The sequence below is a fragment of the Streptacidiphilus sp. MAP12-20 genome (genome assembly GCF_041262525.1).
Lineage (GTDB): Bacteria > Actinomycetota > Actinomycetes > Streptomycetales > Streptomycetaceae > Streptacidiphilus.
This window is the reverse complement of sequence record NZ_JBGCCK010000008.1, coordinates 137,493-163,789: the sequence shown is the minus strand read 5'-3', so window position 1 is coordinate 163,789 and position 26,297 is coordinate 137,493. Positions and strand designations below refer to the sequence as shown.

Genomic DNA, 26,297 nt, shown 5'->3' with positions numbered 1-26,297 from the left:
ACTGAGGGGGGAAAACCGCGATGACGTCTGTCGTCGAGGTCGTCACCGCACAACCTTCGGCCGAGGAACCGGCCGCGCCGTCGCCACGCGGGAGGATCGCCCTTTGGGCGGCCGCCCGGCCCGACCTGATCCTGATCACCGCGCTGGTGCTGGTCGTCGTCGCGGTCCAGGGCGTCAACATCGCCAACTTCCCGACCGTCAGCGACGACGAGGGCACCTATCTGGCCCAGGCCTGGGCCATCCAGCACGAGGGCGCGCTGGCCCACTACAGCTACTGGTACGACCATCCGCCGCTGGGCTGGCTCCAGATCGCGATGCTCTCGTGGATCCCGGCCCTGTTCGACCACGGTGCGAACGTGGTGATGCAGGCCCGCATCATCATGCTGCCGGTCACCGCGATCTCCTCGGTGCTGGTCTACCTGGTCGCCCGCCGGATCGACCTGCCGCGCTGGGCCGCCGCGCTGGCGCTGGTCGTCTTCGGGCTCTCGCCGCTCTCGGTCACCATGCAGCGCGAGATCTACCTCGACAACTTCGCGGTGCCGTGGATCCTGGCCGCCTTCGTCTTCGCACTGTCGGCGCGTCGGCACCTGTGGCACCACATCGCCGCGGGCGTCTGCGCGGGCATCGCGGTGCTGTCCAAGGAGACGATGGTCATCGCCGTGCCGGCGCTGATCATGGCGCTGTGGCGGGGCTCCGACCGCAGCACCCGGATCTTCTCCATGGTCGGCTTCGCGATGAGCTTCCTGTTGCTGGACTTCCAGTACCTGCTCTACGCGTTGCTCAAGGGCGAGCTGCTGCCCGGCGTCGGCCACAACTCGCTGATCGGGGCGCTGCAGTTCCAGCTCAGCCGTGGCGGCAACTCCGGTTGGCTGCTGCAGACCGGCTCGGTCACCAACCTGACCCTGCACTGGTGGCTGGTCCGCGACCCGGTCATCCTGATCGCGGGCGTGGGCGCGACGATCGTCGCCCTCTTCGTGCGGAGGCTGCGTCAGGTCGCGGTGGCCTCGGCGCTGCTGGTCCTGGTCGCCGCGCGGCCGGGCGGCTACCTGCCGGCCATGTACGTGCTGCAGGTGCTGCCGTTCTTCGCGCTCTGCATCGCCGGCGTCGCGGACGCGGCGGCCCGGCAGTTCCAGAGCGGACGGGTCTCACGGTGGCTGCCACAGTCGCGCAACGTGCTGGCCTTCGGCGCGGTGATCCTGGCCGGCCTGGTGGCCCCGCACTGGGAGACCGGGGACGAGACGGCCGACACCGCCTACTCGAACCAGGAGTACGTCCAGGCCTCCGCATGGATCCGAGCCCACATCCCCGACCGGACGGGCGTCCGCATCGTCGCGGACGACGCGATGTGGCCGGACCTGGTGGCCCAGGGCTTCAAACCGGGCCTCGGCGCGATCTGGTTCTACAAGGTCGACCTCGACCCGGCCGTCACCAAGACCCTCCCCCACGGCTGGAAGGACCTCGACTACGTGGTCTCCTCCTCCATCATCCGTGAGGACCCGAACGGCCTGCCCACCGTCCGCGCCGCGATGGAGCACTCCGTGGTGGTGGCTCACTTCGGCACCGGCACCCAGGAGATCGACATTCTGCGCGTCGACAAGACCGGCCAGACCAACCACGCCGCCAACACGACGAACGGAGGCGGCCAGTGACCGGCGACACCACCGTCGTGGCGCTGCCGGCGCCGCGCAAGCCGCTCGAAGCGCGCGGCACCGCAGCCCGCGTCCCCGCGGCGCTGCGCACCCGCTGGCCGCTCTTCGCGGTGCTGGCCCTGCAGATCGGCCTGGCCTACATGCTGACCAACACCGCCTTCGAGGACGAGGCGCTCTACCTCTACGCGGGCCACCGCGAGCTCGGCTGGCTGCTGCACCACACCCCGACGTACGACACCTACGCGTCGTATTTCTCCGGGGCCCCGTTCCTGTACCCGGTGCTGGCCGCGCTCGTCGACGGCCTGCTCGGCCTGGAGGGCGCGCGGGCGCTGAGCCTGGTGTTCATGCTGGGCGCGACGACCTTCGTGTGGATGACGGCGCGTCGACTCTACGGCCGCCAGGCGGCGATCGTCGCGGCGGCGCTGTTCGGCGTCTCCGCGCCGACGCTCTTCCTGAGCCGACTGGCCACCTACGACGCCCTCTGCGTCTTCCTGCTGGCGCTCGCGCTCTGGCTGGTGGTCCGGCCGGCCCGGGCGAATCCCGCGTGGGTGCTACTCGCGGCTCCGGTGCTGGTGCTGGCGGCGGCGTCCAAGTACGCGTCCGCGCTGTACCTGCCGACGGTGGTGGCGGCGGCGCTGCTGGTCGTCCCGGCGACGGGCGGTTCCTGGGCTCGGGCCTGCGTTCGGGGTGGTCTGCTCGCGGTGGGCGTCACCGGCCTGGGCTGGGCGGCGCTGACGGCCTGGCCGGACCTGCGCACGGGTCTCTCCCAGACCACGGTCAACCGCGCGGCGGGCGCGGAACCGCTCTCCAACATCCTGCGGCTGTCGGCGGTCTGGGGCGGCTGGATCGCTGCGCTGGCGATCGTGGGCGTGTGGTTCGTCGCGCGGGGACAGCGGGACGCGAAGCGGGTGCCGGGCGTGCTGCTGGCGGCGACGCTGATGCTGACGGCGACGCTGGCCACGCTCTACCAGGCGCATCTGGGCACTTCGGTGTCCCTGCACAAGCATGTCGGCTTCGGCCTGCTCTTCGCCGCGCCGGTCGCGGGCCTGGGCCTGGCCTCCGTCGCGAAGCTGGGACAGCTGCGGGCAGTGCCGGGGTTCGCGCTGGGCGTCTGCGTCCTGCTGGCGTTCTACGCGAACCACGCGGTGAGCCCGACGTTCGGCGGCTGGCCGAACTCGTCGCGGGAGGTCGCGGCGCTCCGGCCCCTGGTGGTGCCGGGGCAGTCGCAGAAGTACCTGGTGGAGGAGAACGAGATCCCCCGGTACTACCTGGCGAACCAGGCGGAACCGTACGAGTGGCTGACGACGTACTTCTTCCAGTACAAGGCGCTCACCGGGGTGCCGGCGTACCAGGCGGCGATCCACGACGGGTACTTCAACCTGGTGGTGCTGGACTTCGGGCCGACGGCGGCGCTGGATCGTCAGTTGACGACACTGTTGAAGGCGGAGCCGACGAAGTACCGACTGCTCACGCAGGTTCCGGGTGAGACCAGCCACGGGAACCAGACTTACTACATCTGGCAACGCCAGTAGGGGCGCGAGGCTCTGCTTGATTCACTGCGTGCGCGAGAAACCACCGTGTGCGGATGGCCCTGCTCGTTCGGATCAGCACCTGCGTGGGTGGCTTGTCGCGCACGCAGTTCATCGAGCAGAGCCTCGCGCCTCTGGATGTCGCAACTGACCGTTTAGAGCAAACCTTCCAGCCTGTCCGCCAGAAGGTCCCAGCGCCAGGCCTGTTCGACCCACTGGCGGCCCGCTGCTCCCATCCGGGTCCGGAGTGACTCGTCATTCAGGAGCTCGATCAACCGCTCCGCGAGCTCACCCCGGTCCCGCCCCGGCACGACATAACCCGTCTCGCCCTCGCGGACCGCGTCCGGCGCACCGCCGGAGTCGCCCGCGACGACCGGCAGGCCCGTCGCGGAGGCCTCGAGGTAGACGATGCCCAGGCCCTCCACGTCCAGGCCGCCGCGGCGCGTGCGGCACGGCATCGCGTAGACGTCGCCCGCGCCGTAGTGCGCGGGGAGTTCTTCCCACGGGACCGCGCCGGTGAAGACCACCGAGGCCGCGACGCCCGTCGCCGCCGCCAGCTTCTCCAGGTCCGCGCGGTAGGGGCCGCCGCCGACGATCAGCAGTACGGCGTCAGGGAAGCGGGACAGGACGGCGGGCCAGGCCCGGATCAGCGTGTCCTGGCCCTTGCGCTTGACCAGGCGGGAGACGCAGACCACCACCGGACGGTCCGTCAGCCCCAGCCGGGCCCGCACCTCCGCGCCGCCCGAGCCGGGGTGGAAGGTCTTTTCGTCCACCCCCGGCGGGACCTGCACCATTCGGGCCGCCGCCGCAGGGCCCACCGCCGCGGCGATCCGGGAGCGGGTGTACTCGCCGAGGTAGGTCAGCGTGTCCGTGCCCGCGCCGATCCGGCGCAGCAGTTGGCGGGAGCCGGGCAGCTGGGCCCAGGCCGCCTCGTGGCCGTGCGTCATGCCGAGCAGCCGCTCCGCGCCCGCGCGGCGCAGCGTCGGCGCCATCAGGCCGAGCGGGGCCGCCGCGCCGAACCAGACCGACGCGCAACCGTGCGCCCGCAGCAGCTCCGCCGCCCGCCGCGTCACGCGCGGGGTCGGCAGCAGCATCGTCGTGCCGTCGCGGATCACCTCGAACGGCTGCTCCGCGTCGAAGCGGCGGACCTCGCTGCCGTCACGCCAGGTGGAGGCGTAGACGACGACGCGGTCGGCCGGCAGTCGCGTCGCCATGTTGTGCACGAAGGTCTGGATGCCGCCCTGGCGCGGGGGGAAGTCGTTGGTGACGATGAGGGTCTTGTTCACTACGTTCGCGTTCCTCGGTCCGGGGACGGCTGATCCGTACGATAGGCCAATGCGGACATTCGCCGACGGCGACACCGGCAGCCGGCGGCTCTCCCTGAGGGCTCTGCCCGGTGCTTCCGCCTGGGCGGGGTGGTTGTTCGGCCGGGCGCTGGTCCTGCTGATAGTGCTCGGCGTGCTCCAGGTGCCGCACATGGACGTCACCAACGACGTCAAGGTCATCTACCAGAGCTGGGCCGAGGTGCTGCGTACCGGCACCTTCCCGATGGACGACGTGACCTGGCAGTACCCGCCGCTCGCCGCTGCCGCGATACTGCTGCCGCTCTGGCTTCCGGGCTCGTACTTCACCGGCTTCCTGACGCTCGTCCTCGCCTGCGACGCGGCCGCGATGCTGCTGCTGCTCCGCGCCCGGCGGAACGGCGGCGGCGTGGCCGGGGCGCAGCTCTGGATCGTGGCCGTGCCGCTGCTGGGACCGGTCGTCTACTGCCGCTTCGACCTCGTGGTGACGCTGGTGGCCATGGCCGCGCTGCTGGCGCTGACCGAACGGCCACGGCTGGCGGGGACGCTGGCCAACCTGGGCGCGCTGCTGAAGGTCTGGCCGGTGCTGTTGCTGGTCGGAGCGGCCCCCGGGCGGCGTGGGGCGCGGGTCTGGATCTCCTGCGCGGTCACCGGCGCGGTGGTCTGCTTCCTGATCGCGGTGTCGATGACCGGCGCCTTCTCCTTCCTGGACTTCCAACAGAACCGGGGCATCGAGATCGAGTCGCTCGGCGCGCTGCCCTTCTACTTCGCCTCGCTCTTCCTGCGCTGGCCCGGGCACGCCGAGATGCACTACGGCTCGCTGGAGTTCCTCGGCCCGCACGTGCACGCGATCAGCCAGCTGATGCTCGCGCTCAGCGCGCTCTCGCTCGGCTTCCTGGTGCTGTGGCGGCTGCGGGCCCGCCGGTGGTCCAGGGCCACCGCGGCGGACGCCGGGCTGGCGGCCGTGCTGCTGTTCACCGTGACCAGCAGGGTGATCAGCCCGCAGTACCTGGTCTGGCTGATCGGCGTGGCCGCCGTCTGTCTGACCGTGGAGGGCAGTTGCCAGCGGCCGGTGGCCTGGCTGCTCGTCGCGGCCGTGCCGCTGACGACGCTGGAGTTCCCGGTGATGTTCGGCGATCTGGTGAACCGCACCGTGCTCGGGACCGCGCTGATCACCTCGCGGAACCTGCTGCTGCTGGCGGCGGCCGTGCTGGCCTGCGTCCGGCTCTGGCGCTCGACGGTCGGCCCCGCGCCCACCGCGGCTCCGACGGCCTTGGGCACGGCTACGGCTACGGCCGCAGCGCTGCCAGCAGATCTGCCCGCCACTGCTCGGTGAACCGCACCGTGCCGACGCCGAGCGTCGCGCGCAGGGCCCGGTCCAGCACGGCGTCCTGGCCGTCGTGGCCGCCGTCCGCCGCAACCGCGGCGTAGAGGGCGACCAGCTTGTCCTGGCCGTGCCGCTCGACCACGCTGCGGCAGGCGAACCAGGCCTCCTGGTAGGCCTGTTGCAGGCCGGTCCCGGGCGCCCCGCCGTCGAACGCGGCGTCGGTCGGCAGGGCCGCGAGCAGCGTCGGCGCGGCGGCTCCCGCCTGGGCGACCACAGCGCCCAGCTCGGGGGTGATCTCTCGTGGGGTGCGGCCGGTGCCGAGGTAGCCGGTCCAGTCGGCGACGCCTTCAGAGAGCCAGCGCGGTGTCCACCGCTCGGTCTGCGTCCGGGTGGCGACGTGGGTGGTCTCGTGGGTGGTGACGACGCGGCGGCCGAGCGCGTTGAGGCCGTCCCAGGCGGCGGGATTGACCGTGATCCGTTCGGTGCGGCCGCGGTCGGCCGCGCCGAGCTCGCCGGTGGTCACCGCGGCGATGCTCGCGAAGCCGGCCGGGTCCGCGCCGAGCAGCGCCCCGAACTGGTCCGCGCTCTGCGGCACGATCAGTACCGTGCGCTGCCCCCAGCCGCTCCCCCACACCGCGCTGACGGCGGGCACCGCCTGGTCCGCCTCCGCACCGATCGCGGCGAGCACCGCCTGCTCGCGCAGCCCGAGCACGAGGCTGTACCGGCCGCGTACGACGCGGACCGGGCCGAGATCCCAGAGCTGCACGTCCGCGCCGGCGTGGTCGCCGTCGGCGGCGAGCAGCCAGTCGCCGTCCGGCTGCCGCTCGAAGGTCAGGTACTGGGTGGCGGTCACCGGCTGCTCGTCGAAGCCGGTGAGCCGGTATCCGAGCTCCACCTCGACCGCCACGCGTTCGCCCCCGCCGACGACGGCGGGCAGCGGGTAGGCGTCCAGGGCGGCGACGCGGTAGCTCCACTGCGCCAGAGGCACCTGCGTGAGATTGGCCACCAGCTGGTACTGACGCCGCCTCAGCTCCGCCGCGCCGGGTGTCGGCACGACGGTCGCGGCCAGCGCCCGTGCGTCGCGGGCCAGGACGGCGGCCGCCCGGCGTCCGAGGGTGCGGGTCACCCCGGCGAGGCGCTGCTCGCGCCGGTCCTCCCCGGCGTCGGCCCAGGCCTGCCAGGCCGTGGTGCCGCCCCCGCCGAACACCGCCAGGCTCGCGGCGTAACCCAGCACCCGGCGACGGCTCGGACCGGAGCCCGGCATCAGACGCGGACCACCGCGACGGCGGGCATGTCGCGGACGCTCTCGTAGCGGACCCGGGCGCCGGGGTACGGAGCGTGGATGATCATGCCGTTCCCGGCATACATGCCGACATGGTGCATATCACCGTAGTAGATCACAAGATCCCCCGGACGAGCCTGGGACAGCGGCACGCGCCGCCCCGCGAAGGCCTGCTCCTGCGAGGTCCGCGGCAGCGCCACTCCGCCGTGCCGCCAGGCCCAGTACATCAGACCGGAGCAGTCGAAGGCGCCGGGGCCCGTCGCTCCGTAGACATAAGGCAGCCCCACCGCGCTGCGTGCGGCCGCCAGGGCCAGCATCGCGCGCGCGCTCGCCGGCCCCTCGCCGATCGGCAACGGCGTCCCCGCCGCCTGCGCGGCCAGCTGCGCGGCGGCGTCCTCCTGCTGCTGCAGCTGGTCGCGCTGACCGGCCGTCAGCGAGCCGAGCAGCGCCCGAGCCCGGCCAAGCCGACGTTGCGCCTCGGCCTTGCCGGTCGCGATCGACCGCCGCAGCTGCTCCAGCTCGGCGTACTGATCCAGGGCCTCCGCCCGGCCCTGCTCCAGCTCTCGCTCGTAGGAGCGGAGCCGACCGAGCTCCGCCGCCGTGCTCGCGTCCGCCTGGTCCAGGGAGGCGGCGCGGCTGAGGTACTCCTCCGGGTGGGCGCTGAACATCAGCTGCACCACCGGGTCCATCCCGCCGCCGCGCTGGTACTCGGCGCTCGCCAGCGCGCCGAGCCGCGCGGCGACGGCGTTGGCCCGCTGCTGCTCCTCGGCGAGCTGCTGCTGGAGCAGGGCGGCCCGGCGCAGCAGCGCGGCCTCCTGCTCCTGCGCGCTGTCGGCCCGCTGGCCCGCCGCCTCGGCCTGCGCGTAGAGCGCGTCGACCTGCCGCCGCACGTCCTCGGGGCTCCCCGGCCCCCCGCTCGAACCTGCGCCCGCACCACTGCCGCCGGACGGCCCCGGCAGCGCGTCGGCCCCGCCGGGAGCCGACAGCATCGCGGCCGTCGCCGCTGCGACCGTGATCGCCGCTCGGGACAGCACGGACGGGCCGACCGGTTTTCCTCGTCGATGGGACGCCACCTGCTCGCTCTCCGCTCCTCGGGGACGACGACCGACCGCAGACGCTAGCGAGTGGGACAGAAGCAGTCCAAGCTCCCAGAGCCTGAAAAATGGCAGCGAATCCCGCCCAAACGAACGAATCAGCAGGTCGCAGCGGAGCGGGGGGCCCGAACCGGGGCCGACACGCCTCGAAGGGACTCACCGCCGCACGCCCGTCCGAGTGAACGGCTGGACCAGGAACGGAGCAGCAACACGAGAGCCCGCCGTCGACAGGTCGACGGCGGGCTCTCGCGGAAGAGCGCGTGCTCAGATGTGGCGCATCGCGTAGACGGAGCCGATCCAGCTCATCTGCTCGAACTTGACGACGGTTCCGGTGTGCGGTGCGTGCAGCACCATGCCGTTGCCGGCGTACATGCCGACGTGCGAGTTGCCGTTGAAGAAGACCAGGTCGCCCACCTGCAGGTCGGCCTCGGAGGCCACCGGGGTGCCGGAGTTGATCTGGTCGTAGGTGCTGCGGCCGATGGAGACGCCGGCCTGGGCGTAGGCCCACTCCATGAGACCGGAACAGTCGAACTCGTTCGGGCCGGTGGCGCCCCAGACGTAGTTGTCGCCGAGACGCGTCTGCGCGGCGGCGAAGGCGGCGGCCTCGACGCTGTTGCCCGCCTTGGCGCTGCCGAGGTTGGGCCGACCGGTCGAGCCCGTGCCGCGGCTGGCGGCGGTGCTGCCCTGGTTGCCGGCGGCGGCGAGAGCGGCCTTCTGGGCGGCGGTCATCGAGTCGAGCAGCGACTGCGCCGCAGCGATCTTCTTCTGGACCTCGGCCTTGTTGGCGGCCAGCTGCTTGTTGGTGGCCTCGATCTGCTGGAGCGTCTGCTCCGCCGTGGCCTTCTCCGAGTCGAGCGTGTGCTGCTCGCTCTGGAGCGCCTTGATCTCGGTCGCCTGGTTGTCCGTGATCTGACCGAGCGAGGACGCCTGGTTCAGGTACTGGTCCGGCGTCGACGAGAGAAGCAACTGCACGGTCGGGTCGACGGAGCCGTTGGCGTACTGGGCGTTCGCGACCTGGCCCAGGGCGTCCATCTTGGTGTTCACGGCCGCCTGGGAGCGCGCGATCTGGTCCTGCAGCGTGTTGACCGCGGCCTGCTGGGTCTTCAGCTGGGCCTGGGCCGCGTCGTACTTCTGGATCGCCTGGTCGGACTCGGTGTTCAGCTGCTGGAGCTGAGCCCTGAGCTGGTCCGTGGTCGGCTTCGGCGCGGCCTGCGCGCTCTGCGCGGACACCGCGACAGCGGTGGCGGCGGCGGCCGTCAGCACGGATATGCGCGCACGACTGGGGGACTTGGGACGACGATGGGACGCCACGAAGGCGAGCTCCTTCTTCCTACGTCCGCCTACCGGGTGAGCTGACGGGTTCGGGCCAGGAAGTCGGCCCTACGACGCCTCACGGACCCGGGATCGCACCGGGCCGTCCTGGCGTCGATTCACCCCGGGGGAATTGGTTCCCCGGCTCCGACTCGACGGCTTCCCCAGTACGGGCTCCGCACGTCTCCGTGGTCGGCCCTGCCGCTTCGTCGAACTCGACGGTAACCTCCGCTGCCGCCCGGGTTGGGCGAACGACCGCACGGTGGTTCAGGCCATGACCCTAGTAACCCAACCGTGATCGGTTCAAATCCTTGTCAGTAAAAACTCTCATCACTTTCGACGACTCGTCAGCTCATGGACGCTCTGTAGTCACAACATGACCGGACGCCGACGACATGGTGGTCAAATCGGTCATTCGCGCACCAGGAGTCACTTGCGTGTGAGCTGACTCACAGAGCCGTCGGCGTGTCAGATCCGACGGATCGCCACAATGCCGCCGAAGTAGGACATCGGCTGCACCGTGACGTCGTAGCCGTACTGCGGGGCGTTGAGCAGCATCCCGTTGCCGGCGTAGAGGCCGACGTGCGCGCCGCTCTCCATCACGATGATGTCACCGGGCTTCGCGTCCGCCAGGCTCGGCACGTAACTGCCCACCGACTCATCCGCGTAGGAGGAGTGCGGCAGCGAGACGCCCGCCTGGGCGTAGGCCCACATCACCATGCCCGAGCAGTCCATGCCTGCCGGGGTGGAGCCGCCCCACAGGTAGGGCGTCCTGCCTATGCGGCTCATCGCCGCCTCCATCGCCGTACGCGCGGCCGCGGATATGCCACTGAGGTCGATGTGTCCGCTGTAGCTGCCGCCGGAGGGGGTCGAGCCGTAGCCGCCACCACCGGTGACGGCCGCGCGCTGGGTCGGGGTGAGCGCGTCGAGGACCGACTGCGCGTGCTTGAGCTTGGCCAGCGCCTGCGTCTTCTGCGTGCTCATCTGCTGAAGCAGCGTCTGCTCCTGCGCGAGCTCGGCGGCGGCCTGGGCCTTCTCCCGGTTGAGCGTGGCCTGCTGGGCGACCAGCTGCTCCAGCGAACCGGTCTGGCTGGCGGTGAGCTCGCTCTCGGCCCCGGCCTTCTGCAGGAAGGTGCTCGGGTCGCTGGAGAGCATCAGCTGCACCGTCGGGTCGACCGCGCCCGTGGCGTACTGGGCGTTGGCGATCTGGCCGAGGTTGGCCAGCTCGTTGTTGACCTGCGCCTGCTGCCGGGCGATCTCGTCCTGAAGGATCGCCACCCGCGCCTGCAGCGCCTGCTGCTGGGTGTGCGCGTTGTTGTACTTCTCGGTGATGCCGGAGGCGGCCTTCTGGTCCGCGTCGACCTGCGCCTGCGCGTCCTTTGTCGAGATCGCCGGGGCCGCCTGGGCGGCGGTCTGGGCCGAGAGGGCCACGACGGTCGCCGCAGCTGCGGTCAGCACGGAGACGCGGGCACGGCTGGCCTGGCGAAGACGGCGGTGAGAAGCCACGACGAATGCAATCCCTTCACACGCGGAAACGCCCGCATGCACGAAGAGAGAACACGAGTACGGACGTTGAGAGCTGAGGATAGTGAGCCACGGGGCCTGTTGTCTCCCCCGGCAGCCCTCTCTCTTAACAAAGCCTCAAGATCGCAGCTCAGGATCGGATCAGGCGCCGCAGAAGCATCGTGGACGGAACGGGCCTTGCGCCCGATTTGCGTACTCCATCGGCGACTTCGCGGTCCGTGGAGACCACCACGACCGGCCGGCCCTCCGGCTCGGCGCGCACGAGTCGGCGGATCAGCTCGTCGGCCGTCTCGCCGGTCCGGCTGAACAGCACCCGGACCCCGCGCGGCGGCGGCGCCATCGGGATCGGCCCGTCCAGATCCTGCCCGTCGAACACACAGGTCACCTCGGCGCCGGTCTGCACCGCCAGCAGACCCAGACCACGCAGGAGTTGCTGCCGCTGCCGGTCCAGCGGCATGTCCGGCCAGCCGGTCTTGGTCACGTTGTAGCCGTCGACCACCAGGTGCACCTGCGGCAGCTGCAGCAACTGCTCCAGCAGCGCCGGGTCGTCGCCCTCGATCGCGCGACGCGCGACGTCGTGCGGGGAGGCGGCGACCGGGGAGACGGCCTCGACCGAATCGGCCGGACGCCCGCTGAGCGGCGCGAGCCCGAGCTCGCGCTGGAGCCCTTGTGCGCCCTGCACCACGGTGTCGAGCAGCAGCCGCAGCCGGATCTCCTCCGCGGAGCGGCCCTCCCGCGCGGCGCGGCGGGACGCCTCCAGCGCCGCCTCCAACTCGCCGACGCGGTGCTTGAGTCGGCGCACCTCACTGTCCTGCGCGCCGCGTTCCGTTGCCCCGGTGGCGCGCAGCGCCTCCAGCTCGACGGTGGCCTTGCGGGTCGCCGCCTCGGCGCGCTTGGTGTCGGCGGCGAGCGAACGCAGCTGACGGCGGAGGCTGTCCCCCTCCTTCTTGGCGGACTCCAGCTCGGCCTTGGCCCGCTCGGCGTCCGTCCGCGCGGCGGCGCGCAGCTCGGCGAGCTCGCCCTGGAGCTTCTCGGCCAGCCGGGCCGACTCGGCGGCGTGGCCCTCGTGCTCGGCCCGCTCGACGACTTCGCCGACCTCGCCGACGATCCGGGCCCAGCCGGCCGTCCGCAGCAGGTATGCGGCGGCGGCGACGTCCTGCGGGTCGGCGGCGGCGGGCACGGTCCCCGCCTCCAGCGCGGCCACCAGATCGGGCTGCCCCTGGCGCACACGCTCCGCGATCCGCGAGCGGAAGCCGGGCTCGGTCTCCAGCGCGGCGGCGATGGCGGTGGCCCCGCGCTTGACCCTGGCCTCGCGGGTGAACTTCACGTACGGGCGCAGCCTGGCCGGCAACTCGGCGGGCGTGAGCGCGCCCAGACCGTCCGCGGCGATCCCGACGACCCGCTTGCGCACGCCTTCCGGAAGCGGCCGCTCCAACGCCTCGGCGGCAGCGGACGCGGGCGCGGCCTCGCTCGCGGCGGAGTCGGGGGATTCGGGGGCCGGAGAGTCAGGTGCCTGCGGTGGCACGGGAGGTGCCGGCGATGCGGGAGGCGCAGGTGTCCCCGGCGCCTGCGGCGGCGCGGGCTCTGCAGTAGCAGGGAGGGCCGCGTCGGGCGCCGCGGAGTCCGAGGCCGCGGATTCCGGAGGCGCAGGTGGCCCCGGGACCTGCGGCGGCGCGGGCTGGGCGGCAGCAGGAGGGAGGGTCGGTTCGGGCGCCGCGAGTTCGCCGCCCAGGTCGGGCCCATGCTCCTGAAGCAGCGATTCCTGGGCGTCCGGCGGAAGCGGAGGCATCGGCGGCTCGGGCAGGGCCGCAGCAGGCAGGGCCGCGTCGGGCGCGGCGAGTTCGCCGCCCGCGTCGGGCGCCTGTGCCTGCGCCTGATCTCGCTGCTCCACGTGCTCTGCTCCGATCCGCTCCGGGGGTCCCCACCGCCCGGACCGCCATTCTCCCCGCTGTCGCCCCCCACCTGTCACTTCGCCACGATCACGTCCTCACCCGGCCGGAGGCCGGGGAAGGGTCAGTCCCGCTTCGCCTGCTCCGCCGCCTCCGCAGCCGCGCCGGGACGGTCCACCAGCTCGATCTGGTCGACGGCGTTGCACCAGCGGCAGCGGACCGACTCGACGGTCTCGCTCAGGACCTCGCGCTCCTCGATGTTCGGCTCACCGGCCAGGTCCAGGTGGACGAACTCGACGACCCGGGAAGAACGGGTGACGTCGAAGCGGGTCAGGTTGCCACAGAGCGTGCAGCGCCACCTGGTCCCCTCGGTGGGAAGGGGAACGGCCATGGCGAGATCCTCTCGTCGGTGTCTACCTGGGAAACCCTATGGCCTCCGCGCTGGGCGCGGGCACCGTCCCCCACACGCCCCAGTGGACGGGTGTCAGATTCGTCCTGACAAGGAATGCTTTGCCCATGGTGAGCCTGGCAATTCCGGAAAGCGTTCCCCGCCCCGTGCCCTACCTGCCGGTGGTGACGTACGGGCTGATCGCCCTGTGCGTGCTCGTCTTCCTGGTCGGCCCGGTCTCCGGCCTGGACCCCTTCTACGGCTCCGGCACCGCCCGCGCCTGCGCGCAGACCGCGTACTACCACCGCTGGGGCGTGATCCCCGCGGAACTGCTCCACAACGCGGCCCGCCCACTCCATCTGCCGCACCGCTGCGCGGCGGACAGCGGGCTGCCGAAAGTGCCCGCGCTCTCCGTGCTCACCGCCATGTTCGTCCACGGCGGCTGGCTGCACCTGGCCGGCAACATGCTCTTTCTCTTCGTCTTCGGCGCGATGGTGGAGGAGCGGGTCGGGCCGCTGGCCTTCCTGCTCCTCTATGTCGCGCTCGGCTACCTGGCGACCTACGGCTACGCGATCTTCGAGGCGGGCAGCCCCGGCGCCACACAGACGCTGGTGGGCGCCTCGGGCGCGATCGCGGGGGTCCTCGGCGCGTACCTGTGCCTGTATCCCCGGGCCAGGATCACCAGCCTGATCCCGCTGCTGCTCTTCCTGCCGCTGCGCTTCCCCGCCTGGCTGGTCCTGGGCTTCTGGTTCGCGGTGCAGTGGCTCTCCGTCCAGGCCACCGACCCCGCCGTGCCGGGCGTCGCCTATGCGGCGCACCTGATCGGCTTCACCGGCGGACTCGCCTTCACCTGGCTGCTCTTCCGTTACCGCGCCCGCCGTCCCGGCGGCCTGGGGCTCACCACCGCCCTCGCCCGCCTGAGGCACCGGCGACACTAGAGCGGCGGCACTAGCATGTGCAGGGCCCGCCCTCGCCGACAGGAGACTCTCCGTGATCACCGCCATCGTGCTCATCAAGACCAGCGTCGACCGGATCCCGGAGATCGCCGAGAGTATCGCCGCCCTCGACAGCGTCACCGAGGTCTACTCGGTCACCGGCGGCTGGGACCTCATCGCGATGGTGCGGGTGCGCGCGCACGAGGAGCTGGCCGAGGTGATCCCCGGCCAGCTCAACAAGGTGCCGGGCGTCGCCCACACCGAGACCCACGTGGCCTTCCGCACCTACTCCAGCCACGACCTCGACGCCGCGTTCGCCATCGGCCTCGACGACTGAACGCTCGTAACCGCTCTCAGCGGCGGGTGTCGGGAACGCAGCGCCCGCCCTCGGTCCGGTAGGACCACTGCGCGCCGTCGCTGACCAGCTCCCGCACGGCGCGCAGGAAGCGGTCGACGTGCTCCTCCGGCGTCCCCGCGCCGAAGCTGACCCGGATCGCGTTCAGGCTGCGCTCCCCCGGCAGTGACGCCTCCGGCGCCCCGCACTCGGACGGCGCGGTCTCCTCGCTGCCCAGCAGCGTGCGGACGAGCGGGTGCGCGCAGAAGAGCCCGTCGCGCACGCCGATCCCGTACTCGGCGGAGAGCGCGGCAGCGAAGTGCGAACTGTTCCAGCCCTGCACGACGAAGGAGAGCACGCCGACGCGCGGGTGGTCCTCACCGAAGAGCGTCAGCACTCGCACCTCGGGGATCTCCGCCAGGCCCTCGCGCAGCCGCTCGATCAGCTGCTGCTCACGCTCCTGGAGCGTCTCGAAGCCGGCCTCCTTCAGCGCGCGGCAGGCGGAGGCGACGGCGTAGGCGCCGATCACGTTCGGCGAACCCGCCTCGTGCCGGGCCGGCCCCTGGTGCCACTCGACGGCGACGGAGCCGTCCGCCTCCCGCGCGACGGTGCGGCTCGCGCCGCCGCCCGCGAGGTACGGCTCGGCCGCGTCCAGCCAGTCCGCGCGCCCGGCGAGCACGCCCGCGCCGAAGGGCGCGTAGAGCTTGTGCCCGGAGAAGGCGACCCAGTCCACGTCGAGCTCGCGCACCGAGACGGCGTGATGCGGCGCCAACTGCGCCGCGTCCAGCACGATCCGCGCCCCATGACGGTGCGACACCTCAGCGAGCTCGGCGACCGGCCAGATCTCGCCGGTCACGTTGGACGCGCCGGTGACGCAGACCAGCTTCGGCCCCTCCCCGGCCTCCGCGAGCGCGGCGTCCAGCGCGGCGACGGCCTGCTCGGGGGAGCGCGGCGCGCGCAGGTAGGTGACGTCGAGCCCGCGTCCGGGCCAGGGCAGCAGGGACGCGTGGTGCTCGGTCTCGAAGGCGAAGACCCGGGTCCCTGCGGGCAGCGCGCCGGCCAGCAGGTTCAGTGAGTCGGTGGTGGCCCGGGTGAAGACGACCTGGTCGCCCTCGCGCAGATCGAGGAAGTCGGCGACGGCGGCGCGGCTCTGTTCGAACAGGTCGGTGGACAGCTGCGACAGGTAACCGGCCCCGCGGTGGACGCTGCCGTAGTAGGGCGCGTAGGCGGCGACGTCGTCCCAGACCCGCTGAAGCGCTGGAGCGCTGGCGGCGTAGTCGAGCGCGGCGTAGGTGACCTTCTCGCCGGACACGAGCGGGACCTCGACGTCACGGCCGAGGACGGGCAGGGGCTGACAAACCGCGACATTACGGGCGACGACAGACATGGCGGTACCTCCGGGGAATGCACATGGGTATGGCAAAGAAGCCCCTGCTTCGGGGCAGTGACGGAGAAGAGGAGGCGCTTCGGCCTCTACCGCATTCGCTTCGACATGGGAACACCCCTCGGAGATCCGCGCTTGCCCGACGGCACGTTTTGCCGCAGGCCTGGTCGTCACCCGGAGGCACCCCACCACGGTCGGAGGGTTGCCGGACAGCGAGCCGGGGCTTCAGCGGCGGACGCCGCGTGCTGTCACTCGTGACCTGTTCAGGAGTATGCCAGAGGACCACTCCGTGAGCGAAGGGCGTTCCGACATATGAGAAGTTGCACTACCCAGGGGCGCGAGGGCTCTTGCGCGCAGAGGGCAAGTTGCACCTCCAGGGGCGCGGGGAACTGCGCGAACAACCACCCTGTGCGGATGGCCCCGCTCGTTCGGCGGCCCAGCTCGCTGGGTGGCTTGTCGCGCAGTTCCCCGCGCCCCTGATGGTGCAACTAGCCCTTCATTGTCGCGCTCGCCCACTCCGCGAGCTTGCGTTCCGCCGCGCCGGAGTCCAGGGACTCTTCCGTGCGCGCCACCGCGGAGCGCATCTGCTCCACGAACGGCGCGTCCGTCTGCGCGAGCGCGACCAGCGCCGACGCGCTGTTCAGGACGACCGCGTCCCGGACGGGACCCTTCTCGCCCGCGAGGACCCGCCGCGCGACCTCCGCGTTGAACGACGCGTCCGCGCCGCGCAGCGATTCGATCGGGGCCAGCTCGATGCCGACGTCCCGAGGGTCGAAGGAGAGCTCCTCCACCTCTCCCCCGCGCACCCGCCACACCGTCGACGTCGTCGTGATCGTCAACTCGTCGAGGCCGTCGTCACCCCGGAACACCAGAGCCGAATTGCCACGCCGTGCCAGCACGCCGGCGATCAGGCCGGCCATGCGCCGGTCGAAGCAGCCGACCGCGTTCGCGCCCACCCGGGCCGGGTTGGTCAGCGGGCCGAGCAGGTTGAAGAAGGTCGGGATGCGCAGATCCCCGCGCGCCGTCGCGGCATGCCGCATGGAGGGGTGGAAGACCGGCGCAGGACAGTACGTGATGCCCGTCTGCGCGCCGACCTCGGCGACCCGCTGCGGGGTCAGGCCCAGGTTGACGCCAAGCTTCTCCAGCACGTCCGTCGCACCGCTCGCGCTCGATGCCGCGCGGTTGCCGTGCTTGGCCACCCGCGCGCCCGCGCCCGCCGCGACGATCGCCGACATGGTCGAGATGTTCACCGTCTTGGCCCGGTCACCGCCGGTGCCGACGATGTCCACCGCCGGTCCGGGCACCTCGATCAGCGTCGCGTGCGCGTACATCGCCTCGACCAGGCCCGTGATCTCCTCGACCGTCTCGCCCTTGGCCCGCATGGCGACCATGAAGCCGGCCACCTGCGCCGGCGTCGCCTCACCCAGGAAGATCTGATCCATCGCCCACGCGGTGTCCGCCGCGGCGAGGTTCTCCCCTGCCAGCAGCGGGATCAGGACGTCCGGCCAGGTGCGCACCCGCGCGGGGTCGTCGCCGCCGTACGCAGGATCGGGGTGCACCATGGCTGTCGCCTTTCGAAGGCCGGGTCGGTTCGCTCAGGACCGGCCCAGCCTATCGAGGCGCACACCCCTCAAGACGTCAGATCTCACGCGGCGAGATGAAGCCTCTCAGCCGGCCAGCGCCTGCGCGCCCGCGGCGCGCAGCAGCGCGCACGCCGTCTCCGCCAGCGTCACCGGGTCGACCGGCGCCGCGACCGCCGCGTCCGCGTGGCTCCACGTCGCCAGCCAGGCGTCCTGCGGACGGCCGATCAGCACCAGCACCGACGGGCACTGGTAGATCTCCTCCTTCAGCTGGCGGCACAGGCCCATGCCGCCCAGCGGCACCGCCTCGCCGTCCAGCACGAGCAGGTCGAACCGCTTCGCGCCCTTGGCGTGCGCGTCCATCGCCCTGACGACGGCCGGGGCGGTCGCGCACTCCAGATAGGCGAGCTCCGGCAGGTCGGCGTCCGGCCGCTTTCCGAGGGCGAGGCGAACCTGCTCGCGGGTGTTGCGGTCGTCGCTGTAGACAAGGACGTTCAGTGCCATCGCTCGTACTCCCCCTGCGGGCTGAGTGTGACTGCGGGCTGAGTGTGATCGGGACCACTGCGGGGTGCTCGGTCCGGATGCTACTCGCGTCCCGCGCGCCACGACAGCCCACTCCGGACAGCGGCACCCGCTTCACTACTTCGAGGGACTTCGAGAGACTCGGCGGCGGCTCGCGCAAGCGCGACACGCCGTCGAAGGGCAGCCGGACCGCCCGAACCGAGGAAGATCGGGGAGGTCGGAGGGTACGTCACCCCTCGGACACACCGAGGAAGACCCCCCGGCGTTAGTGCGGAATAAGGGACCGACATAATGTCGGTCGTGGCGACAGCAACTGCAGTAGAAACCGGGCACGCGCACGGTTCGGTCAACCGACCGAACCTCACCAGTGTCGGAACCATCGTCTGGCTGAGTTCCGAGCTGATGTTCTTCGCGGCCCTCTTCGCGATGTACTTCACGATCCGTTCTGTGACCGGGGTCCGCTTCTGGCATGAGGCAAACCACGCGCTGAACGTTCCCTTCTCCTCTGTGAACACCACGATCCTGGTGCTCTCCTCGTTCACCTGCCAGATGGGTGTCTTCGCCGCCGAGCGCGGTGACGTGAAGAAGCTCCGGTCCTGGTTCATCCTGACCTTCATCATGGGCTCGATGTTCATCGGCGGTCAGATCTACGAGTACACGGAGCTGGTCAAGAAGGACGGCCTCTCGCTGTCCTCCTCTCCCTACGGCTCGGTGTTCTACCTCACCACCGGCTTCCACGGGATGCACGTGACGGGTGGTCTGATCGCGTTCCTGCTGGTGCTCGGGCGCACCTACGCGGCCAAGAGGTTCACCCACGAGCAGGCGACCGCGGCGATCGTCGTGTCCTACTACTGGCACTTCGTCGACGTGGTCTGGATCGGCCTCTTCGCGACCATCTATCTGATCAAGTAGGCAGGGTCGGACCGTCCTGACGGTCTACCAGACTCCAGACGCTCCAGATCCTCACACCGGGGTTAATCCGTGAAAAAGCTCTCCGCACGACGGCGCCACCCACTGGCAGCGCTCGTCGTCCTCATCTTCGCCCTGGCGGTCACCGGGGGGCTGTATGCGGCGCTCGCGCCGACCAGCAGCGCCTCCGCTGACGCCAGCCAGTCCCTCAACGTGGAAGAGGGCAAGCGGCTCTACCAGGTCGGCTGTGCCAGCTGCCACGGTCTGAACGGCGAAGGCACCAAGGACGGACCCTCCCTGGTGGGTGTCGGCCAGGCGGCCGTCGACTTCCAGGTCGGCACCGGCCGTATGCCGGCGCAGCAGCCCGGCGCACAGGTACCGAAGAAGAAGGTCATCTACAGCCAGGGCCAGATCGACCAGCTGGCGGCCTTCATCGGCACCCTCGGCGCCGGTCCGGCGATCCCTACCTCGGACCAGTACAACGGCGGGGACGTCGCCAAGGGTGGCGAGCTGTTCCGCACCAACTGCGCCATGTGCCACAACTTCGCGGGCGCGGGTGGCGCGCTGAGCGAGGGCAAGTACGCGCCGAGCCTGGCCGGTGTCAGTGCCAAGCACATCTACGAGGCCATGCTCACCGGCCCGCAGAGCATGCCCCACTTCCCTGACTCCACCATGCCGGAGCAGCAGAAGAGGGACATCGTTGCCTACGTCACCCACACGACGAACAGCAACACCAACCCGGGCTACGGCGGTATGACGCTGGGCTCCATCGGTCCGGTCTCCGAGGGTCTCTTCGGCTGGATCTTCGCGCTGGGCGCCCTGATCGGCATCGCCATCTGGATCGCCGCCCGCACCCCCAAGGCCAAGAAGTCATGACGAGCCAGGACAACATGTCTGAAGAACACCTGCCGGAGGCCACGCACGGCCACGGCGGCGGAGCAGTCGCCGGCAAGGACGGATACTTCGCCGACCCGGGTCTGCCCGCCCACGAGCACCGCCGCACCGACATCGACGAGAAGGCCGCCCGGCGTGCCGAGCGTCAGGTCGCGATGTGGTTCCTGCTGTCGATGGTGGCGACCGTCGCCTTCATCGCCAGCTATGTCATCTTCAAGCCGGGGCCGACGCACCACGTCTACATCTGGCCCATCGGCAACGTCGGACCGCTGAACTTCTCCCTCGGCGTCACGCTCGGCGTCTCCCTGTTCGCCATCGGCGCCGGCGCGGTCCACTGGGCCCGCACGCTGATGTCGGACGAGGAGCACATCTCCGAGCGCCACCCGATCGAGGCCACGCCCGAGGTCCGCGAGCAGGTCTTCGCGGACTTCCGTCAGGGCTCGAAGGAGTCCGGCTTCGGCCGTCGCAAGCTGATCCGCAACACGATGATCGGCGCCATGGCGATGGTCCCGCTCTCCGCGGTCGTGCTCTTCCGCGACCTCGGTCCGCTGCCGGAGAAGAAGCTGGACACGACCGGCTGGAAGGCCGGGATGCTGCTGAAGAACATGAACACCGGTCAGCCGATGCAGGCTTCCGACGTGCAGATCGGCACGCTCACCTTCGCGATGCCGGCCGACCTGAGCATGGACGACGAGGACTTCCAGGTCCGCATCGCCAAGGACGCGCTCATGGTCATCCGGCTCGAGCCGGGCGACATCAAGGACAAGGCGTCGGCCGACTGGGGCTACCAGGGCGTGCTGGCCTTCTCCAAGATCTGCACCCACGTCGGCTGCCCGATCAGCCTCTACGAGCAGCAGACGCACCACGCCCTCTGCCCGTGCCACCAGTCGACCTTCGACCTCGCAGACGGCGCGCGCGTCATCTTCGGCCCGGCCGGCCACAAGCTGCCGCAGCTGCAGATCGGCGTCGACAGCACCGGCAACCTGCAGGCCCTCGGTGACTTCCCCGCCCCCGTCGGCCCCGGCTTCTGGGAGCGCAGCGAATGAGCACTCACATCAGCGACGCCGCAACCGGCGCGCACGGCTCCCACGAGGAGCAGATCGGCCACAGCGAGGCCGGTGTCGAGCAGAAGCACCTCGGCGAGAAGGCCGCGGACTGGACGGACGGTCGGCTGGGTGTCTACAACCTGGCCAAGACCAACCTGCGGAAGATCTTCCCGGACCACTGGTCCTTCATGCTCGGTGAGATCTGCCTCTACAGCTTCATCATCATCATCCTGACCGGCGTCTACCTGACGCTGTTCTTCAACCCCAGCATGGGCGAGGTCGTCTACCACGGCTCGTACACGCCGCTGCAGGGCATCAAGATGTCCGAGGCGTACAAGTCGGCGCTGGACATCAGCTTCGACGTGCGCGGCGGTCTGCTGATCCGTCAGATCCACCACTGGGCGGCGATCGTCTTCGTCGCGGCCATGCTGGTGCACATGATGCGCGTCTTCTTCACGGGCGCGTTCCGCAAGCCGCGTGAGATCAACTGGCTGTTCGGCTTCCTGCTGCTCTTCCTGGGCATGTTCGACGGCTTCATGGGCTACTCCCTCCCGGACGACCTGCTGTCCGGTACGGGTATCCGCTTCATGGAGGGCGCGATCCTGTCGATGCCGGTCATCGGCACCTACACGGCGATGTTCCTGTACGGGGGCCAGTTCCCCGGCACCGACATCATTCCGCGCTTCTTCACGATCCACGTGCTGCTGATCCCGGGCATCATGCTGGGCCTGCTGGTGGCCCACCTGATCCTGGTCTTCTACCACAAGCACACCCAGTTCGCGGGCCCCGGCCGCACCGAGAAGAACGTCGTCGGCATGCCGCTGATGCCGGTCTACATGGCCAAGGCGGGTGGCTTCTTCTTCCTGGTCTTCGGTGTCATCGCCTTCGTCTCGGCGATCGCCTCGGTCAACCCGATCTGGGCCTACGGCCCGTACCGCCCCGACCAGGTGTCCGCGGACGCCCAGCCGGACTGGTACATGGGCTTCTCCGAGGGCCTGATCCGCATCATGCCGGGCTGGGAGGTCCGCGCCTGGGGTCACACCCTGGAGCTGGGTGTCTTCATCCCGCTGATGATCTTCGGTCTGATGTTCATCGTCATCGCGATGTACCCCTTCCTCGAGGGCTGGATCACCGGCGACAAGCGTGAGCACCACATCCTGGACCGCCCCCGCAACGCCCCGGTCCGCACCGCCCTCGGCGTCGCGTGGATCGCGGAGTACATGATCCTGCTGGTGGGTGGTGGCAACGACCTGTTCGCCACGCACCTGCACCTGTCGATCAACGCGATCACCTGGACCTGTCGGATCCTCTTCTTCGTCGGCCCGGTCGCGGCGTTCATGATCACCAAGCGCTGGTGCATCGGCCTCCAGCGTGGCGACAAGGACAAGATCCTGCACGGTCGCGAGACCGGCACGATCAAGCGCCTGCCGCACGGTGAGTTCATCGAGGTCCACGCGCAGCTGTCGCAGGACGAGCTGTTCCGCCTGACCGCGCACGAGCAGAACGTGCCGGTCGAGCTGCCGCCCGCGGTGGACGAGAACGGCGTGAAGCGCAAGGTCAGCCTCACCAAGAAGCTCCGCGCCAAGCTGTCCGAGGGCTACTTCGGCCCCGCCGGCCAGATCGCGAAGCCGACGGTCGAGGAGCACGCCGAGATCACCAGCGGCCACGGCCACCACTGATCAGGCAGCACCCCCTGCAGTAAGCCGCCGCCACAGCGGTTGAGGCCCCCTCCCGAACTCGGGAGGGGGCCTCCGGCATGGGCCCTGCTGGCGGCCGGCGCGGGGACGGAACTGGCTACGGCGGTCGTCCTGGCCGTGCTGCCCGCCGCACTCCGGTCCACGGTGCCGCTGCTGAACCTGCTGTCCCCGACCCTCGACCGCCCTCGCCGTTCTGATGCTGCTCCTCGCCACGGCCGCGGTGCGCGCCCGCCGGGGCCGGACCGAGCCGACGCAGCCTCAGCGCTCCGGTTCGAGCTGCGTCCCCAGCGTGCTGCCGACCTGGCCGATGAACGCCTCCCAGCGCCGCACGAACTCCGGGTCGTGCGGCGAGAGGCCGGTCGCCATCCGGGTGACCTGGGGCAGCAGGGCCGGGTAGCTCACCATGGCGAAGCAGAGCAGCCGGAAGAGCGCAGGGTCGATGTCCGGAGGCAGGTGACCAGCGGCCTGACGGCGGGCGATCTCGGCGATCTGGGCCTGGATGACCGGCTCGCGTTCCGCCTCGCGCGGGACCGGCCGGTCGCCGTAGGCCAGCGCCTCCCGCTGGAGGTAGCGGAACCAGGGGGCGTCGGCGGCCTCCTGCTCGCGGTAGTGGAAGGGCAGGAACTCCCCCAGCGGCTCCGGCGCCTGCTCCGCGCGTCCCAGCCGCTGGCTGCGGACCCGGGCCAGCAGCTCGTTGAAGAGGGCGTCCCCCACCCGACCCCCGGTCGCCAGGAACATCGACCAGGCGAAGCCGCCCGCCCAGCCCGGCAGCCGCTCGATCAGCGCGTTGGCGGGCTGGCCGGGTGCCGTCGGCAGCCAGTGGACCAGCAGGGCCGCGCCCAGCAGCAGCCCTGCGCTGATCGGCATCAGCTCACCGAAGGCCGTCGCGTAGGCGGCGCCGACCGGCTGACGGCCCACCAGGGTGAAGAAGAGCAGCCCGAAGACGGCCACGCCGAGCACGTTCGCGGTCTGCATCGAGGTCGTGACGATGCCCGACGCGCCGCCCGCGTCCTTCGGCTCGACGCTGGAGAGGATCGTGCCGACCAGCGGACTCATCCCGAGCCCCTGCCCGATGCCGGTCAGCAGCATCGTCGGGGCCAGCGACCAGGCCGTCAGCGAGGTCCCCGCGACGGCCGCCGTCGCCGCGGTGCCGAGCAGGCCCAGCGCCGCCAGCACGTAGCCGATGCCGAGGACGTGCCGCCCGAGCACCGGGACCAGCCGGGGCGCGACCAGCGAGGTGCAGAAGAAACCGACCGCGCTCGGGGTGTACACCAGCGCGGACTTGAGCGGAGAGAAGCCGAGACCGGTCTGCAGGTAGACGGCCAAGGTGAACAGGAAGCCCGCGTAGGACATCATGAACAGGATCGCGATCGGCACGCCGGTGGCGAAGCCCCTGTTGCGGAAGAGATCGAGCCGGATCAGCGGCTGGCCGCCGCGCTCCGCCACCGACCGCTCCCAGCGCAGGAAGCCCCAGCCGACCGGCAGCGCGGCGACCAGCATCAGCACCAGCCAGAGTGGCCAGCCCTGGTCCCTGCCCAGCAGCAGCGGGACGCTGAGCAGCAGCAGGAAGACCGTCACCAGCCCGACGCCGCCGCCGTCCAGCTTCGTCCTGGACTCGCTCCGGTCGGCCGGCAGCCAGATCGCCGCGGCGACCGCGGCCAGCACCCCGATCGGCACGTTCACCAGGAAGACCGGCCGCCAGGTCCAGCCGAAGAGGTCCAGCGCCAGCAGGCCGCCGCCGATCAGCTGTCCGGCGATCGAGGCGATGCCGATCACCGCACCGAAGATCCCGAGCGCGCGGCCGCGTTCCGCGCCCTCGTAGGTGGTCTGGATGATGGCCAGCACCTGCGGGTAGAGCATCGCCCCGCCGACGCCCTGCAGCACCCGCGCCACCACCAGCACCGGCACGTCGGGCGCGGCCCCGCACAGCGCCGAGGCGAGCGTGAAGATCAGCAGGCCCAGCACGAACATCCGCTTGCGGCCGAGGATGTCCCCCAGCCGACCGCCCGTCACCAGCAGCGAGGCGTAGGCGATGGTGTAGGCGGAGACCACCAGCTCCACCGCGCCGAATCCGGCGTGCAGGCCGGACCGGATGGACGGGATCGCCACGTTGACGATCGCCACGTCGAGAATCGCCATGAACGTTCCGACCAGCACGATCGGCAGCACCAGCCGCCGCCCCAGATCGCTGCGCATGAAGAGCGCCCCTCCCCTTGATCACTCAGAATCCCCCATTCTCACGGGGATCGTGCGTGGTCGCAGGGGATTCGGTCAGGCGGTCGGACGCAGGTAGCCGACCGAGGCAGCCGGGGCCCCGCCCGTGGGCCCGACCGGTGCGGTGGTGACCGGCTTGCCGAGCGCGCTGCCCTTCTGCCACTGCGACCAGTCGAGGTTCCAGTCGCCGAAGCCGTTGCCGAAGGGCTCCATCTCGTGGCCCGCGCTGTTCACCACCTGGACCAGGTCGCCGCGCCGGAAGGTGTTGTAGAACCACTCCGCGTTGCCGGTGCTCATGCCGGTGCAGCCGTGGCTGACGTTGGAGACGCCCTGCGAGCCTTCCGACCAGGGCGCCGCGTGCACGTACTCGCCGCTCCAGGTGACCCGGGTGTCCCAGTAGACGTCCAGGTGGTAGGCGTTGGGACTGTCGGCGGCGATGCCGACCGTCGAGGAGTTCATGAAGACGTGCTGGGCCTGCTCCAGCACCACCTTGATGCCGTTGCGGGTGGAGAATCCGGGCTTGCCGGTGGTCACCGGGATGCTGCGGATCCGCTCCCCGTTACGGAAGACGCTCATGTAGTCGCTGGACGCGTCGGTGACCGCGAGCAGTTTGTCGCCGGTGTTGAAGCCGGCCGTCGCGGGCGTGCCCCCGTAGAGCCCCTCGGACACCCTCGCCCCGCCCAGGTCGAAGCCCGCCGAGACGGCCGCGTGCGCGGGCCAGTAGCTCTGCGGGCGGAAGTGCAGCGTCGAGTCGTCGACCCAGTACCAGCCGCCGACCACCGAGGGCGTCGAGCGGACGGTGAGGCCGCGCTCGACGACCTGACGGGCCGCCGGGTCGTGGACCGGGTGGTTGAGTGTGACCGTGATGGGCTCTCCGACGCCGTAGAGGGCCTTGTCGCCGGGCGTGAGCGTGGCGGTGAGGGTCGCGGCCGGGGTGAGCGTGGTGAAGCCCTTCTGGACGCTGCCGCGCCCGTCCCCGTCGCCGTTGGCCGCAGTCACCCTGACCGTGTAGTGCGTCCCGGCCGCCAGCGGCGCGCTGGAGCGCCAGGAGTGGCCGTCCCCGGCCAACGTCCCGGCCAGGCGGCGCCCGCCGTCCGCGACGACGGTGACGTCCGTCAGCCGGGCGCCGTTCTGCGCGGTGACCACCACCGGCGCGTTCGGGTCGACGGCCTTGCCGCCTGCCGGCGAGACCTGGACCAGCGCACTCGCGTCGACAGGCTTCTCCGGCCCGACGCCGGGGCCGCTGCTGCACCCGCTCAGCGCCGGCGGAACCACGGCCAGGGCCGTGCCGACGAGGAAGATCCGTGCTGCCTTCATGTCCGACCGCTCCGCCTCTCCGGGATTCCCGGATATTTCCGACGCTCCGTCACATCGTAGGAAACCCGGACATTCGGCACCCGTTCAGTCACCCGTCCGAGTGAGGAAGATCAGGCAATGGAGCAAACAAGGGGGCAAGCGAGGGAGCAAGCAGAAGGGCCGGGCCCCGTG

The 26,297-nt window shown here is 70.9% G+C and carries 21 protein-coding genes and 2 riboswitches; of the genes, 9 read left to right on the top strand and 12 right to left on the bottom strand.

All coding sequences use genetic code 11. The features are described from left to right. The first annotated feature begins 20 nt into the window (after positions 1-20). Positions 21-1,649 (top strand): ArnT family glycosyltransferase, encoded by a 1,629-nt coding sequence (locus ABIA32_RS13170; protein ID WP_370094335.1) that lies wholly within the window; start codon positions 21-23, stop codon positions 1,647-1,649. Further along, a complete protein-coding gene (locus tag ABIA32_RS13165) occupies positions 1,646-3,181 on the top strand; it encodes an ArnT family glycosyltransferase (RefSeq protein ID WP_370094333.1) in 1,536 nt (511 codons plus the stop codon). The genes ABIA32_RS13170 and ABIA32_RS13165 overlap by 4 nt, the downstream gene beginning before the upstream one ends. A gap of 152 nt (positions 3,182-3,333) precedes the next feature. On the opposite strand, the gene ABIA32_RS13160 is transcribed toward ABIA32_RS13165, so the two are convergent. Continuing rightward, a complete protein-coding gene (locus ABIA32_RS13160) occupies positions 3,334-4,464 on the bottom strand; it encodes a glycosyltransferase family 4 protein (RefSeq protein ID WP_370094331.1) in 1,131 nt (376 codons plus the stop codon). 49 nt (positions 4,465-4,513) lie between these two features. Between ABIA32_RS13160 and ABIA32_RS13155 the strand changes: the two genes are divergently transcribed. Beyond that, on the top strand, positions 4,514-5,815 hold the full coding sequence (locus ABIA32_RS13155; protein WP_370094330.1) for a glycosyltransferase 87 family protein: 1,302 nt from the start codon (positions 4,514-4,516) through the stop codon (positions 5,813-5,815). Here ABIA32_RS13155 and ABIA32_RS13150 read toward each other — a convergent pair. The 6 genes from ABIA32_RS13150 to ABIA32_RS13125 all read right to left on the bottom strand — a co-directional run bounded on the left by ABIA32_RS13150 (position 5,769) and on the right by ABIA32_RS13125 (position 13,297). Then, on the bottom strand, positions 5,769-7,070 hold the full coding sequence (locus tag ABIA32_RS13150; protein WP_370094328.1) for a hypothetical protein: 1,302 nt from the start codon (positions 7,068-7,070) through the stop codon (positions 5,769-5,771). The two genes, ABIA32_RS13155 and ABIA32_RS13150, sit on opposite strands and share 47 nt — an antisense overlap. Continuing rightward, positions 7,070-8,161, bottom strand: coding sequence for a C40 family peptidase (locus tag ABIA32_RS13145; protein ID WP_370094326.1), 1,092 nt, complete (start codon positions 8,159-8,161; stop codon positions 7,070-7,072). Before ABIA32_RS13145 ends, ABIA32_RS13150 begins: the two co-directional genes overlap by 1 nt. Before the next feature lie 285 nt (positions 8,162-8,446). Next, positions 8,447-9,493 (bottom strand): NlpC/P60 family protein, encoded by a 1,047-nt coding sequence (locus ABIA32_RS13140; protein ID WP_370094324.1) that lies wholly within the window; start codon positions 9,491-9,493, stop codon positions 8,447-8,449. Positions 9,494-9,503: 10 nt separating this feature from the next. Continuing rightward, positions 9,504-9,661, bottom strand: a riboswitch (cyclic di-AMP (ydaO/yuaA leader). A gap of 300 nt (positions 9,662-9,961) precedes the next feature. Further along, positions 9,962-10,999, bottom strand: a complete 1,038-nt coding sequence (locus ABIA32_RS13135; protein ID WP_370094322.1) for an NlpC/P60 family protein — start codon at positions 10,997-10,999, stop codon at positions 9,962-9,964. A 148-nt stretch (positions 11,000-11,147) separates the two neighbouring features. Next, positions 11,148-12,908, bottom strand: coding sequence for an NYN domain-containing protein (locus ABIA32_RS13130; protein WP_370094320.1), 1,761 nt, complete (start codon positions 12,906-12,908; stop codon positions 11,148-11,150). Between the two features lie 122 nt (positions 12,909-13,030). Continuing rightward, complete coding sequence (locus ABIA32_RS13125; RefSeq protein WP_370094318.1) at positions 13,031-13,297, bottom strand: hypothetical protein; 267 nt, start codon at positions 13,295-13,297, stop codon at positions 13,031-13,033. 125 nt (positions 13,298-13,422) lie between these two features. Between ABIA32_RS13125 and ABIA32_RS13120 the strand changes: the two genes are divergently transcribed. Together ABIA32_RS13120 and ABIA32_RS13115 are read left to right on the top strand one after the other, a co-directional pair. Beyond that, the gene (locus ABIA32_RS13120) at positions 13,423-14,232 is read left to right on the top strand and encodes a rhomboid family intramembrane serine protease (protein WP_370094316.1); all 810 of its coding nucleotides are present in this window, start codon (positions 13,423-13,425) and stop codon (positions 14,230-14,232) included. A 52-nt stretch (positions 14,233-14,284) separates the two neighbouring features. Beyond that, positions 14,285-14,566: an Lrp/AsnC family transcriptional regulator gene (locus ABIA32_RS13115; RefSeq protein ID WP_370094314.1), complete on the top strand. Its 282-nt coding sequence runs from the start codon at positions 14,285-14,287 to the stop codon at positions 14,564-14,566. Positions 14,567-14,582: 16 nt separating this feature from the next. Here ABIA32_RS13115 and ABIA32_RS13110 read toward each other — a convergent pair whose 3' ends face one another. From ABIA32_RS13110 to ABIA32_RS13100, 3 genes are all read right to left on the bottom strand, one after another. After that, on the bottom strand, positions 14,583-15,950 hold the full coding sequence (locus ABIA32_RS13110) for an aminotransferase class V-fold PLP-dependent enzyme (protein WP_370094312.1): 1,368 nt from the start codon (positions 15,948-15,950) through the stop codon (positions 14,583-14,585). Between the two features lie 123 nt (positions 15,951-16,073). Then, positions 16,074-16,207: riboswitch (SAM riboswitch) on the bottom strand. A 228-nt stretch (positions 16,208-16,435) separates the two neighbouring features. Next, positions 16,436-17,509: an anthranilate phosphoribosyltransferase gene (trpD, locus tag ABIA32_RS13105; protein WP_370094310.1), complete on the bottom strand. Its 1,074-nt coding sequence runs from the start codon at positions 17,507-17,509 to the stop codon at positions 16,436-16,438. A gap of 105 nt (positions 17,510-17,614) precedes the next feature. Next, entirely contained in the window at positions 17,615-18,031 is a 417-nt protein-coding gene (locus ABIA32_RS13100) for a hypothetical protein (RefSeq protein WP_370094308.1), read from the bottom strand. A gap of 309 nt (positions 18,032-18,340) precedes the next feature. Here ABIA32_RS13100 and ABIA32_RS13095 point away from each other — a divergent pair, with 309 nt between their 5' ends. From ABIA32_RS13095 to ABIA32_RS13080, 4 genes are all read left to right on the top strand, one after another. Further along, complete coding sequence (locus tag ABIA32_RS13095) at positions 18,341-18,961, top strand: heme-copper oxidase subunit III (protein WP_370094305.1); 621 nt, start codon at positions 18,341-18,343, stop codon at positions 18,959-18,961. Positions 18,962-19,030: 69 nt separating this feature from the next. Beyond that, positions 19,031-19,834: a c-type cytochrome gene (locus tag ABIA32_RS13090; RefSeq protein ID WP_370094303.1), complete on the top strand. Its 804-nt coding sequence runs from the start codon at positions 19,031-19,033 to the stop codon at positions 19,832-19,834. Next, a complete protein-coding gene (locus ABIA32_RS13085; protein WP_370094300.1) occupies positions 19,831-20,898 on the top strand; it encodes a Rieske 2Fe-2S domain-containing protein in 1,068 nt (355 codons plus the stop codon). The genes ABIA32_RS13090 and ABIA32_RS13085 overlap by 4 nt, the downstream gene beginning before the upstream one ends. After that, positions 20,895-22,577 carry a cytochrome bc complex cytochrome b subunit gene (locus ABIA32_RS13080; RefSeq protein ID WP_370094298.1) on the top strand — a complete coding sequence of 561 codons (1,683 nt, stop codon included), beginning with the start codon at positions 20,895-20,897 and terminating at the stop codon, positions 22,575-22,577. The genes ABIA32_RS13085 and ABIA32_RS13080 overlap by 4 nt, the downstream gene beginning before the upstream one ends. Positions 22,578-22,853: 276 nt before the next feature. Here ABIA32_RS13080 and ABIA32_RS13075 read toward each other — a convergent pair whose 3' ends face one another. Continuing rightward, entirely contained in the window at positions 22,854-24,791 is a 1,938-nt protein-coding gene (locus ABIA32_RS13075) for an MFS transporter (protein WP_370094296.1), read from the bottom strand. 75 nt (positions 24,792-24,866) lie between these two features. Continuing rightward, the gene (locus ABIA32_RS13070) at positions 24,867-26,126 is read right to left on the bottom strand and encodes an Ig-like domain-containing protein (RefSeq protein ID WP_370094294.1); all 1,260 of its coding nucleotides are present in this window, start codon (positions 26,124-26,126) and stop codon (positions 24,867-24,869) included. Between the last annotated feature and the right edge of the window lie 171 nt (positions 26,127-26,297).